A 13,012-nucleotide genomic window follows, 5' to 3' on the forward strand; every position below is an offset into this window, starting at 1 on the left:
GGATGGCTGGCGATCGACCCCCTGTGGTCTGCTGTGCGCAGCAGCCCACAGCGGGTGTCGTTTTAGTTTCGACACCAACCAGATCGCTCGTTGCTATGCATTGACCAGCGCTTGCAGTGAGGCACTCGAATCGCGAACTTGGTCACAGCGCATGCATGTCTGAGATACGAATACCTCAGATGTGCAACAACGCCGGCCGTATAACCTCTCCTCTGCGACGGCGCTGAGCGGCCGACGTCTAGGTCGCGCAGCCCTGTTGCGCGCCTTGGTCAGGCATTCTCGCGCCGCTCGGTGGGTGATGCGAGCGAGAGGGCAAAGGATCATCGACGTGACAGTGGAAAGTGAGCCTGAACGACAGCGGTCATAGCCAGCCGCCGACGAATCCTGCCTTGCGCAATCCGGTCACGATCGGCTTGCTCCGGCGCATGATGTCCCACAGCAATCCCGTCCTGTAGTTTTCGATCATCAGGACGACGGGCCCTTGATCTATGCCGAAATGGAAGGGAGTGACCCACCATCCCGAGGAACTGTCTTCCACGGCATAGGTCTGGTTGAACGAAGGTTTGAAGCCATAGAGGCGGGTCATGCCAAGATCCATCCGGGCGAAGTTCCGGACGGTGGGAACGACGATTTCGGGCGCGAAGGGCAGTGAGGCAACCACCACCCATGGCGATACAGTCCCGTCGTCCGGTCCGAATGGCGCGCCTCGGGCGAGATAGTCGAAGAAATCGCGCTCGACGCCATCCACCTCACGCTTGATCCATCCGGGTCCGTCGCTCGCGGTCAATCCCCAGCAATACTCTCCATAGCCAACAAATTTCATCGGATTTCGGATCGCGTACTCCTGGTGGACGTAGGTCGCGTGGCGGGTGTTCCGGAAATAGTCGCTGTCGTGGTCGCGCATGAAGGCATCGCGTATGCCGCGGAAGTCGATCCACATATGCGATAGCTGATGGGTGAAGAGCGGCCCCGAATAAAGAAGTTCGCGGCCGTAGATGTTCCTCCATTCATAGCTTTCGGTGTAGGCGCGGTAGGACTCGGCGGGCAGCGGGTGCGTAGGCGACCCCAGCCCGAGGATGTAGAGCAGCAAGCCTTCGTCGTATCCCCGCCACCGATATGGAATGAACCCATTTTCGGGACGCCAGCCATGCGTCAGGGTGAGGCCGTGGTCACGAGCCCAGTTCCAATCCGCCCTCTCATAGAGCGCGTTGGCAAGCCGCCGGACCTCGGCCTGGTCGGCTGAGTCGCCATCGAAATAGGCCGCAACGGTCAGTGCGCCTGCGAACAGGAACGCAGAGTCGATGGTCGACAATTCGCACTGCCAGACCCGGCGTCCGGTTTCGATGTCGAGGAAATGATAGAAGAAGCCCTTGTACCCGGTCGCATCGGGTTGCGGCCCCTGGGGGCACCTCAACAGAAACTCGAGACGCTTTCGGGCGAGCTTTGCCGCGAACTTGCGGATTATGACACCCCGTTCGACGATAATCGGAATCGTCGCAAGGGCCATCCCGGTTGCCGCGATACTTGCCGGGGCATCAGCGTCGGTCTTGTCACGGACAAGGCCGTTCTCCGGGTTGGTGCAGTGAAGGTAGTACAGCAGCGTCGTGAGCTGTAGCCGTCCGAGATCCTGGTTCGTCGGCAATCCGTCAAGATCGGGGTCGGTCGACGGCAATTCCCGCATTTTGCTACCCGATCGTTACCAGTACGTCGTGTGAGTGCCCGTCGTCGCTGAGTGGAACCTTGCGATCGGATATCGAGCGACCGTCCAGCAGGGTGCGGACTACGCCCTTGCCGGCACCTGCCTCATTATCCACGCGGATCCGGTACGTTGACGACCCATGGACATAGCTCAACTCGAAGCCTGGCCAGTTTCTCGGAATGCAGGGGTCGATCTGGAGAGTTCCGCCTTGGCGGCGAAACCCCAGGATGTTCTCCAATCCTACGCGATAGAGCCAGGCTGCAGAGCCCGTGTACCATGTCCAGCCACCGCGTCCGGTGTGTGGAGGCGCGCCGTAGATATCCGCGCTGACGACATACGGCTCGACCATATAGTGACTGGCCTGTTCGTGCGTCGTCGCGTGATTGATCGGATTGATCAAATTCCAGAGCTTTAGCGCTCTGTCGCCGTCACCTTGCAAGGCAGTGGCCAGGACCACCCAGGCAGCCGCATGCGTGTACTGCCCGCCATTTTCCCGGATGCCGGGAACATAGCCCTTAATGTAGCCGGGCTGCAGTCGGCCCTTGTCGAAAGGCGGGTCGAAAAGCTGGATCAGCTTTTCCTCCGTCCGAACGAGCCGTTCATAGACCGCGTGCATCGCCGCAGATGTCCGCTTGCTGTCGGCTACACCGGAGATGACCGCCCAGGCTTGCGGGATCGCATCGATCTGGCACTCCTCGCCGGTGCAAGATCCGAGCGGGGTGCCATCGTCAAAATAGGCGCGACGATACCATGCGCCGTCCCAGGCGTTCTCTTCGAGCGCTGCGCGCAGTTCTTCGGCTCTATTTCGGCACCAGGCTGAGCGCTCCTCGTCGCCGCGCGAAGACGAAATTGCGGCAAACGCGTTCAGGACGGTTACGAAGAACCAGCCGTTCCAGACGCTTTCACCCTTGCCCGCGGCGCCGACCTTGTTCATGCCGTCGTTCCAGTCGCCTGTCCCCATGAGCGGCAAGCCGTGACTGCCCAGGCGCAACCCTCGCTCAAGCGCGCGAATACAATGATCATAGACCGTGCCGATCTGTCCGCTGACGTCCGGCCGGTTGAAGTCCTCCTCCTGGTCCTGCTTCAGGACGGGTGAACTGATGAAAGCAACCTGCTCATCGAGCAGGCCGACGTCTCCGGTCGCGGAGACATAGTGGTGAACGACATAGGGAAGGAAATACAGGTCATCGGTCATGCGGGTGCGAACGCCGACTCCTAATGGAGGATGCCACCAGTGCTGAACGTCGCCTTCCTCGAACTGCCGGGCGGCCGCCCGCAAGATGTGGGAGCGGGCTTCATGGGGCGCGCAGTGGACCAATGCCATCACGTCCTGGAGTTGGTCGCGGAAGCCATACGCACCTCCGGACTGGTAAAAGGCGGAGCGCGCCCAGACGCGGCATGCCAGGACCTGATACAGCAACCAACGGTTCATCATCAGGTTGAAGCCCACGTCCGGCGTGACGACCTGGATGCAATTAAGAATGCCGTCCCACTGCCCACATGTTTCCGCCAGCTTGGCCTGGGATTGCTCCATTCTGGCATACTCGCGAACGAGCCGGCGGACTTCCGGAAGGCTGCCGGCCTGGCCGAGTACGAATACGATTTCGGTGCTTTCCCCGGGCGCCAGGGAGGCGTCCACCGTGATCGCTGCGCAGGGGTCATGGAGCGCGCGGTGGCGTCCTGAGAAGCTCAGTCGTTGCAACCCCGCCGGCCGAGATGCCGAACCAAGGAAGCCTAGAAACTCTGAGCGATCGGACGTAGACGAACGCACAGGCTGGCTTGCAGCTGCAAAGGCAAGCCCGGGAAATCCCGTTGCCCATGGATTGCGGGCCATGATCGCTCCGGATTGGATATCGCGTTCGCAGACGACCTGCATCACAGCATCTTCGCGCTGTGTTCCGAGAACCCACTCCGCGTAGTATGTCGCTGACAGACGGCGCGGCCGGGTATCGCTGCTAGTCAGCTTCAGGCGCAAGATCTTGATCGCATCCGCCGGCGGTACGAACACCAGCAAGTCGTGGTGCAGATCGTGGCTGGCGCCTTCATACCGGCTATAGCCCTGGCCGTGATGGACGTTCACCACCGACCCGTTCCCGGTGGGCAAGGGCGTAGGCGTCCAGACCTCGCCCGTATCCTCGTCGCGCAGATAGAGGACCTCGCCGGGCGCATCTGAAACGGGATCGTTCGACCAGGGTGTGAGCCGGTTCATTTGGCTGTTCCCCGACCAGGTGTAGCCAAGGCCCGCTTCGGAAGTCAGGCAGCCGAAATTCGGGTTTGCGATGACATTGGACCAAGGCGCGGGCGGTAGCTCAGGCTTCCCTGGCGTGGTCGCGTCAACACGGATGACGTACTCGTGGCCATCTGCACTGAATGCCCCGAAGCCGTTCCAATACGAGGCCGTGTTTTCCGTTGTGGCGGAAGGCCGCGGAGGCTTCCTAGTCGCGCTGGATGTCACTTGCCGCTGAGATCGCGGAGCATCGTAGCTCGGGCGGGCAAGCTGGTCGGCAAGAGAACCCCGTCGGTCCGACAGGACGATGCGGGCGGCCGCAGCGATCGTATCAGTGTGAACGGCCTGGATCGCATCAGCGGAAACGACGAAAATGCCTCCCGACTTGCCCAGAAGCTCGGCTTTCGGGCCGGCCCGCAGCTCTCTCAGCCAGTTTTCTGCACTGTTTGTGTGACCCTCGTCGAGCATAACAAGGTCGAATTGCAATCGTCGGTGACCGAGGAAGTCATGGGCAGACAAGGCTTCCCGAAGCAGCGAGGCATCTCCGTCACCGGCTAGACGAAGCAGGACGATTGGGATGTCACCGGATATGCTATGGGCCCAAAGACCGTCCCTAGCCAGGCTCGTCCTCTTGACGGCAGCGGGGTCCCTCAGAGCCGGATCACCAAAGACTATGCCTTCCGCGAGCCGATTGAACTGTCTCACGTCTGAAGGAGAAAGGCCCAGGCGCCGGAGTTCCATCCGATGGCTCTGCAAGGCATCAGAGAAAGTTGCGCTGGCGGCCTCGATGTCCGCGAACCGCGTGGAGATCGATCTGGCACCCGCCTGGGTGTTTGCGGCACCCGTTATGAAGGCGACCCGCTCCGTCGCGCCGGGGCCCAGTTCCAGTGTCCTTCGCAGGCTGAAGATGGGGTCGAGAACAGGCCCCGTCGAACCCGAAAGGCCGGCCTTGGTCTCGAAAGCCGCAGGATTCTCAATCGTGCGGCCACGTCCCAGGAATTTCAGTCGATCGGTCTCGAACTCGATCGAAGCACCGCCCTTCAAAGTCGAAGATGATACGTGGATCGCCCAGAGCGGCTTTTCTTCAGCTGCGCGTGGCCTGCGGCGGGCCAGCAGCGCACCCGTGCCTTCGTCGAAGGCCGTCTCGACGAAGAGCTTCGCAAATGCAGGGTGAGCTCTGTCCGCACGGCGATTGTTCAGGCAGACCTCGGAATAGCTGGTCAGTTCAAGGTGCCTGACCCTGCTTCCGTGATTGGTGACCGTGACCATGCGCACCTCTGCATCGACGTCCGGCGCCACACAGATCGCGCAGGAAGTCTCGATGTCTTCGGTACGACAGCTGAGCTCGGCTCGGTCCCCGTGGAAAGCATGTTCGTACGCACATTCGGCGACGAAGAGTGGCTGCTTGCCGAGCGACCAAAGCTTGTTGTCCGCAAGGTCACGGATGTAGAAGAACTGCCCCCAGCAATCGCGGGTGCGATCCTCTCGCCAGCGGATGACGTCGAGGTCCTGCCAGGTTGAGTAGCCGGCACCAGCGGACGTGACCAGGACGCTGTAGCGTCCATTTGAAAGAAGCGCGGCGGTGGAACTCGAATCCGTGTCACCCGGGGAACGGCGATTTTCTACGTCCTCGGCTTTGCGGGAGTTGTGAACAGAGCTTCCCATAGCGTGCTTCTCTCTCAGAGCCGCGCTGGACGGGATCGAGTAAGAGTGCCTGCTCGCCTGGAAGGTCGGCGTCGCTCTTCGATGTGCGGTCAGCGCGATGCGCTATCGGCCCGGTAAGAGGCCGCTCAAAGATTGTCTCCCTCCGTGGACGTCCCTCGCGCTCCCTTGCCGGCACTTTCCGCGCCCCATTTCCATCCACGTATGGCCGGCATGTCATCGCCGTGCTTTTCGATGTACTGCCGGTGTTCGATCAGTTTCTCATGGATGGCCTGCTTGAAATACGCGGCGCGCGCGCCCAGTTGCGGCAGGCGGTCGATGACATCTTGGACCAGATGGAACCGATCAAGTTCATTCAGGACGACCATGTCGAACGGTGTAGTCGTCGTGCCTTCTTCCTTGTAGCCGCGCACATGCAGGTTACCGTGGTTCGTCCTGCGGTAGGTGAGCCGATGGATCAGCCAGGGATAGCCATGGAAGGCGAAGATGATCGGCTTGTCTTTGGTGAAGAGAGCGTCGAAATCGCGGTCAGACAACCCATGCGGATGCTCTCCCGCGGGCTGAAGCTTCATCAGGTTCACCACATTGATGACGCGCACCTTCAGATCCGGAAGGTGCTGCCTGATCAACTCGACTGCCGCCAAGGTCTCGAGAGTAGGGACGTCGCCGCAGCATGCCATCACCACATCGGGTTCGAAGCCCTTGTCGTTGCTGGCCCACTCCCAGATACCGAGACCTTCGCTGCAGTGCTTGATCGCCTGGTCCATGGTGAGCCACTGCGGCGCGGGCTGCTTGCCCGCCACCACAACGTTGACGTAATTACGGCTCCGCAGGCAATGGTCCGTAACCGACAGCAGCGTATTGGCGTCCGGCGGCAAATAGACCCGGATCACATCCGCCTTCTTGTTGACGACGTGATCGATGAAGCCGGGATCCTGATGGCTGAAGCCGTTGTGATCCTGTCGCCAGACGTGGGAACTGAGGAAGTAGTTCAACGAAGCGATCGAGCGCCGCCAGGGGATATGATTGCAGACCTTCAGCCACTTGGCATGCTGATTGAACATCGAGTCGATGATGTGGATGAAGGCCTCATAACAGGAGAAGAAGCCATGGCGGCCTGTCAGCAGGTAGCCTTCCAGCCATCCTTGGCATTGATGCTCGCTTAGGACCTCCATCACCCGGCCGTCGGGGGACAGGTGGTCGTCTTCGGGGTAGATTTCCGCCATGTAGCAGCGGTCGGTGACCTCCAAGACGTCTTGCCAGCGATTGGAATTGTTCTCGTCCGGACTGAACAGGCGGAAGTTCTTGCTGTCGAGGTTCAGCTTCATCACGTCCCGGAGGAACCTGCCCATTACACGGGCCGACTCGGCAGTAGTCTCCCCGGGGCTGGGGACTGAAACCGCATAGTCTTCGAAGTTTGGCATCTTCAGGTCGCGCAGCAGAATGCCGCCATTGGCATGCGGGTTGTCGCTCATCCGGCGGTGGCCCGCAGGCGCCAGCGACGCCAGTTCCTGCTTGAGCCGGCCCGCATCGTCGAAAAGCTCCTCGGGCCGGTAGCTCTTCATCCATTGTTCGAGAATGCTGATGTGTTCCAGCCTGTCCATGTCTCCCATGGGCACCTGATGCGACCGCCAGTAGTCCTCGCATTTCTTGCCGTCGATCTCCTTCGGGCAGGTCCAGCCCTTGGGAGTGCGGAAGACGATCATGGGCCACATCGGCCGCTTGACGCTGCCGTTCGTGCGGGCATCCGCCCAGATCCCCTGGATCTCGGCTATTACCGTATCGAGCACACCGGCCAGTTGTTGGTGCACATTGTCCGGATCGTCTCCCTCGACAAAGTATGGTCTGTACCCCATGCCCTCGAAGAATTTCCGCAATTCGTCCTCGGGAATTCGTGCGAGGAAGCAGGGGTTGGCGATTTTATATCCGTTGAGGTGCAGGATCGGCAGCACGCAGCCGTCGCGGGCCGGATTAAGGAATTTGTTGCTCTGCCAACCGGTCGCGAGCGGACCGGTTTCAGCCTCCCCGTCGCCAACGACGCAGGCGACGATAAGGTCGGGGTTGTCGAAGGCCGCCCCATACGCGTGGCTCAAGGCGTATCCAAGCTCGCCGCCCTCGTGAATGCTTCCGGGCGTCTCCGGGGCAACATGGCTCGGGATGCCGCCCGGGAAGCTGAACTGCTTGAACAGCCGCTTCATGCCGTCGGCATCCTGGCCGATATTCGGGTAGAACTCGCTGTAGGTTCCTTCCAGATAGGCGTGTGCGACAAGCGAAGGACCGCCGTGCCCGGGCCCTATGACGTAGATCATGTTTAGATCGCCGCGCTTGATCACGCGGTTGAGATGAACATACAGCATGTTCAATCCCGGCGACGTTCCCCAATGCCCGAGCAGTCTCGGCTTTATGTGCTCGCGTTTCAGCGGCTCCTTCAGAAGGGGATTGTCCAGCAGATAAATCTGCCCAACCGAGAGGTAGTTCGACGCTCGCCAGTAGGCATCGATCAGCCTGACCTCTTCAGATGATAGCGGATCGCTATCACGCTGGGTCTCATCCGTGCGGAGTTTCTCACGCTTAGTCGTCTGAATCGAAGACATCGAGGTCTCCTCATCGAAGTCGATCGCCGCGCCCTCAGAATGACAATATTGAAATAACTTCAGGTTTATTCTTTGTCTTTTTGATGACCTATTCTTAAGCGCGCCAATTATACAAATGTCGTTATCGCGAAATTGAACAACAACTACCTGCTGCGGCAGTTCGCTAATGCCGTTGTCAAGTATCCGTAAGTCGGACCCCCGCATTGTTGCATAAAAGCCGTGTGGATCACAGGAGAATCGCGATCCGACGGCACCGCCGTGTGGGAAGCGTTCGCGTCAAGAGCCTGGTCCCGCAGCTTCCGCAGAGCGGCCGCAAATATCCGTTGTCTGACGACGTCTGCAGACTTACGCTTGCCGATGCGGGTTGGCCATCGCTCCTGAACGATCTGAGGAGGAGTCCAGATGAAGACCGCCGATATCATGACTTCAGCAGTCATCACGATATCGCCCGATCACGGCGTCAAGCACGCGGCGACGATCATGATGGCCAATCGCGTCAAGAGCCTGGTCTCGCAGCTTCCGCAGGGCGGCCGCAAATATCCGTTGTCTGACGACGTCTGCAGACTTACGCTTGCCGATGCGGGTTGGCCATCGCTCCTGAACGATCTGAGGAGGAGCCCAGATGAAGACCGCCGATATCATGACTTCAGCAGTCATCACGATATCGCCCGATCACGGCGTCAAGCACGCGGCGACGATCATGATGGCCAATCGCGTCAGTGGCCTTCCGGTGGTCGACGACGAGCGCCGGCTCGTCGGCATCATCAGCGAAGGCGATCTTCTACGCAGGGCCGAACTCGGGCTAGGTGCCATCGCCCACCTGGCGGGGCCATTTCCTACGGACGAGGAACGCGCTCGAGCCTATGTGAGGGCCAACTCGTGGAAGGTCGCCGACGTTATGACCTGCGATCCGGTCGTCGTGGATGAGGAGGCACCAGTGTCGGAAGTGGCGAGCTTGATGGCTCAGCATGGAATCAAGCGCATACCCGTCCTGCGGGGCGGCAGGCTGATTGGCATCGTAAGCCGCGCGGATCTCCTTCGTGCCATAAGCGGCGCCAGCCGTGACAAGACTGCGTCCGGCGACGAAGCGATCCGCCGGAGCATCATCACCCGCCTCAATGAGCAGACTGGGCTCGAAGGAAAGGCCATAACGGTCACCGTGACCGACGGACTAGTCCATCTTTGGGGAAATGTTGACACGGAGCACTGCCGGAACGCCGCCCGCGTGGTCGCCGAAAGCGTTCATGGCGTGAGAGGAGTCGTCGAGCATTTTCCGCAAAGGGCGCCGTAAACTGCACGGAAGTCCTGGAGACGTTTCGACGGCTTCCCAGCAGATCATCCTTCGTTCGGGAGCAATCGCCACCCACCGCCTTCGCCGAACTCGAGAACCGCATGGGGAAGATCACACGCTTCACGGGCTTCTGCGTTGATGATGCAAGTGACCGAACGCTCGGAGAACATGCGCAGGATGTTTCGGAACTGTTCGGGGGCAAGAGTCGCATCGATCCGATCCAGGAAAACGAAGCGAGGTCTTGCGAGAAGAACATTTGCGATCGCCAGAAGCTGCTGCTCATTCACGGACATCCCCCAGCCGGAGCTTCCATCAAGGCCGTCCGCCCGGCCAACAACGGATTCGATAGCGAGTTCACGCAGCACGTCGACGATCTGGTCGTCGGCGATTTCGCCCTCTTTCCCTGGACGCACCAGCACCTCACGCAAGGTGCCGGGCGGCAAGTAAGGCCGCTGCGAGACAAACGAGATCTCGTCGGCATCAGGGCGGGTTACGCGCCCGCTGCCAGGAACCGGAATACCGGCTGTCGCCCTGAACAACGCCGTACCCGGAGCCGAACTTGGCCCCTTGAGGATCAGGACGGCGCCCACTGGTATCGATAGCGACAACTCCTTCACCAAAGGCGACTCGTCAGTCGCCGACAGCAACGTCACCCGGTCGTAAGCCAGACAGCCTTTCTGTTCGGTCATCTCGATGGCCGAACCTGTTGTCGTCTGAGTTTTCTCGATGGCGTCGATCAGGGAACTGAGCCGAGCAACCACCGCTGCGAAATTTGAGATCGAGTTGAACTGCCTGACGATCAGCGAGAACGCGCCGACAAGCATCGCGAAGGCGGCGCCTGACTGGGTGATGACGCCGAACTCGATCTCGCCCCTTATGAAAGCCGGAGCGATGATCAGGTCCGGAACGATCTGGATCATCCAGTTGTAGCCGCCGGTGAAGAATCCGAGATTCCGGTTGAGCGCAATAATGCTGCGCAAATTGACGATCAGATCGTCAAGTCGATGCAGCAGCAGATTCTTCTGCCGTTCCTCGCCCCGCGTCAGCATGACGGATTCGGCGTTCTCGCGGACGTGGATGAGGCTGGACCTGAAGCTGGCCTCCTTGTCGAGCCGCTCGTAGTTCAGGCCGATCAAAGGCCGGCCCAAAGCGATCGTCACATACGAGCCGCAGGCCGCATAGAGGACGGCAACGCCGAACAGCACCGGGCTGATCGACCACAGCACCCCTGAGAAGGTCAGTACGGTAAGACTTGCACTAAAAATCATGATGACGAATGAAAGCGTCGTCACCGTGAACTCGCGGATATCCTCGGAGATGCGCTGATCAGGGTGCGTAAGACGACCTGAGGCATCCAGGCGGTAGTAGACCTCGTTATCGAGATAGAGATTGACGGAGCGCCGGGTCAGGAACTCGCGCCAGAGCAGCGCCAGCCTTTCCTCGACGAAGCGGGCAAGTGCGCCAACGGCTGTGAGGCAAGCAAATACGCCGATGTAAAACACCGCCTGGCGGATGAATTCGGCATATTGCCGCTCGGCAATCGCGGTCATGAAGTTTCTGCCAACGTAGTTGTTGACGACATTCATGCCGCTCAATCCGCACAACAGGACCATCAGTCCGACGAACATGAACTTGGCTTTGGTCCCAACCTCGGAACCGACGAAGATGCCCACAGCGCGCAGGAAGCGAGCTGCGGTGATTTTGAGGGGCACTTGCTGCTGATCCACGTCAGCCCCTTTCGCGTGATCGAAAGGCCAGAGAGGCTATGAAGAGGATACCCGATCCGAGAGTATTCGGCACTGTAACCTTTCCGTCGAGGATGGTTACACTGGCCGAACAGCGCTGCGCCTATCACTGCCTGATCAGTAGCTTTCGTCAAATGTAGCCAGGAGGGGCCCAGTTCGCCGCCTCGAGAGGTCTAGCCGGCATGAACTCCGAACACACCAAGCATGCTCAGGCTCTGAGAGCCCGTAGGCGCAGAGGAGCGGGCAGGCTTCTACTCAGCCATCATGCTGACAGTGCCGGCGAGGCGACTCGCTGGCCCTCAGGCGGGAGCATTGCCAGTCCGCCCATCGCCAGCCGACGAAACACGCGATCCGCCTCGCGGGCGGTCAGATTTGGCTGCTCTTCGAGCCACCAACGCAGCACGGTGATGAAGGTGGTGACAACATATTGGACCGCCAGGCCCCGCGGCACGCCCTCAATCTCCGTCTCCGTCACAAGGTCTTGACGCACGAGGTCGGCCAGGATGCGGCTTATCTCCTCGATGGCGATGACGCCGCCTTGCCCCAAGACCAGAACCCGATAGGTCTGCGCGAAACGCCCTGCATGTTCGAACATGGCGAGGCTGAAGCGCAGGGGCGGTGACCCGCCTTGCACCGGAGCGGCCTGGATGGCCTCGGAGAGTTCGGAACGCAAGATCCTGAAGCCGTCACGCAGCAACTCCTCCTTGCTTGGATAATGCGCGTAGAATGTCGAGCGGCCGACATCGGCTTCGCCGGCGATATCCTGCACGGTCAGCGCATCGAACCCCTTTCGGAGGATCAGACCCATCAACGCGTCGTGGAGAGCCCGCCTTGTGCGAGCAACGCGGCGATCGATCGATCCGACCATACCGAACTCCCTGTTTTGCAGGACAAGCGCCCATTAAAGTCCGGTAAGAGACGGTGCTTCAGCCCTGTCCATAAATATATCGGACACCCTGTCCAATAACATACTAACTGTCCGGCTAGGTAGGGTCGCGCAGAAACGCGGACAGCGCATCGCTCCCCGCACTCATTCCAAAGCCGGGTTATGCTCATGTTGGATTTCATCGGTGCCATCTTTGTCGCTACACTGCTCGCAGCGGTCATCGGAACGCTGGCTGGCTTGATGCCAGTACGCCCGGTGGCGAGAATCGGACTGTTCGCCGCCGCCGTCGTGTGGATGGTCGCGGTGTCCACAACGATCGGGTTCGGATGGCTGACACCCGAGGCTCCAGGTCCCGTGCCGACCAGCCTCATTCCGTTCGCGGGCACGCTGGTTCTCTTGTTTGGCGGCGGGTTGCTCGTCCCCTCCTTCCGGACGGCTGTCGCCGCACTGCCGATGGCGGCACTGGTCGGCCTGAACGTCGCACGGCTCGGCGGCGTTTTCTTCCTTCTTCTCGAAGCGCAAGGGCGGCTGTCGGCGCCCTTCGCGTCCAGTGCCGGGTGGGGCGACATCCTGACCGGTGCATTGGCGATCCCGTTGACGGCAGCGCTTTTACTCGGACACGCACCGCGGCGGTCATGGCTCGCCCTCTGGAACGGCTTCGGCGCGCTCGACCTCCTGGTCGCCGTCACGATCGGGCTGTTCTCCGCGGCGGGAACGCCATTCCGGTTCTTTGAAGACGGCCCCGGCATCGCTGCAATGACCGCCCTGCCCTGGGCGATGGTTCCCTCCGTCCTGGTGCCGACCCTTCTATTCATCCACTTCACTGTCGCTGTGAAACTCGGCGGTGCGCCGCGTGCTGCGGCGACCCGACCGATGCACGCGTGAGGCCGGGTACCGCCATGTTTGAA

The 13,012-nt window shown here is 60.5% G+C and carries 7 protein-coding genes; 2 read left to right on the forward strand and 5 right to left on the reverse strand.

Annotated elements, in window-relative coordinates; genetic code table 11:
- Positions 1 to 361: 361 nt before the first annotated feature.
- The 3 genes from HUI96_RS01580 to HUI96_RS01590 form a co-directional block, all read right to left on the reverse strand.
- Positions 362 to 1,681: a glucoamylase family protein gene (locus HUI96_RS01580; RefSeq protein ID WP_188252866.1), complete on the reverse strand. Its 1,320-nt coding sequence runs from the start codon at positions 1,679 to 1,681 to the stop codon at positions 362 to 364.
- A gap of 4 nt (positions 1,682 to 1,685) precedes the next feature.
- Positions 1,686 to 5,591 carry a GH36-type glycosyl hydrolase domain-containing protein gene (locus HUI96_RS01585; RefSeq protein ID WP_188252867.1) on the reverse strand — a complete coding sequence of 1,302 codons (3,906 nt, stop codon included), beginning with the start codon at positions 5,589 to 5,591 and terminating at the stop codon, positions 1,686 to 1,688.
- Between the two features lie 125 nt (positions 5,592 to 5,716).
- Positions 5,717 to 8,182: a phosphoketolase family protein gene (locus HUI96_RS01590; RefSeq protein ID WP_188253175.1), complete on the reverse strand. Its 2,466-nt coding sequence runs from the start codon at positions 8,180 to 8,182 to the stop codon at positions 5,717 to 5,719.
- Between the two features lie 622 nt (positions 8,183 to 8,804).
- Here HUI96_RS01590 and HUI96_RS01595 point away from each other — a divergent pair.
- A complete protein-coding gene (locus HUI96_RS01595; RefSeq protein WP_188252868.1) occupies positions 8,805 to 9,473 on the forward strand; it encodes a CBS domain-containing protein in 669 nt (222 codons plus the stop codon).
- Positions 9,474 to 9,517: 44 nt separating this feature from the next.
- Here HUI96_RS01595 and HUI96_RS01600 read toward each other — a convergent pair whose 3' ends face one another.
- Positions 9,518 to 11,200, reverse strand: a complete 1,683-nt coding sequence (locus HUI96_RS01600; protein ID WP_188252869.1) for an SbmA/BacA-like family transporter — start codon at positions 11,198 to 11,200, stop codon at positions 9,518 to 9,520.
- A 280-nt stretch (positions 11,201 to 11,480) separates the two neighbouring features.
- On the reverse strand, positions 11,481 to 12,086 hold the full coding sequence (locus tag HUI96_RS01605; RefSeq protein WP_188252870.1) for a TetR/AcrR family transcriptional regulator: 606 nt from the start codon (positions 12,084 to 12,086) through the stop codon (positions 11,481 to 11,483).
- Positions 12,087 to 12,272: 186 nt separating this feature from the next.
- Between HUI96_RS01605 and HUI96_RS01610 the strand changes: the two genes are divergently transcribed.
- Complete coding sequence (locus HUI96_RS01610; protein WP_188252871.1) at positions 12,273 to 12,989, forward strand: hypothetical protein; 717 nt, start codon at positions 12,273 to 12,275, stop codon at positions 12,987 to 12,989.
- The last annotated feature ends 23 nt before the right edge of the window (positions 12,990 to 13,012 follow it).

It is taken from the genome of Pseudaminobacter soli (ex Zhang et al. 2022) (genome assembly GCF_014595955.1).
Lineage (GTDB): Bacteria > Pseudomonadota > Alphaproteobacteria > Rhizobiales > Rhizobiaceae > Kumtagia > Kumtagia pseudosoli.

Coding starts and splice junctions, on each gene's coding strand:
- HUI96_RS01580 (WP_188252866.1), bottom strand. CDS start 1,681: ATGCGGGAATTGCCGTCGACCGACCCCGATCTTGACGGATTGCCGACG.
- HUI96_RS01585 (WP_188252867.1), bottom strand. CDS start 5,591: ATGGGAAGCTCTGTTCACAACTCCCGCAAAGCCGAGGACGTAGAAAAT.
- HUI96_RS01590 (WP_188253175.1), bottom strand. CDS start 8,182: ATGTCTTCGATTCAGACGACTAAGCGTGAGAAACTCCGCACGGATGAG.
- HUI96_RS01595 (WP_188252868.1), top strand. CDS start 8,805: ATGAAGACCGCCGATATCATGACTTCAGCAGTCATCACGATATCGCCC.
- HUI96_RS01605 (WP_188252870.1), bottom strand. CDS start 12,086: ATGGTCGGATCGATCGATCGCCGCGTTGCTCGCACAAGGCGGGCTCTC.
- HUI96_RS01610 (WP_188252871.1), top strand. CDS start 12,273: ATGTTGGATTTCATCGGTGCCATCTTTGTCGCTACACTGCTCGCAGCG.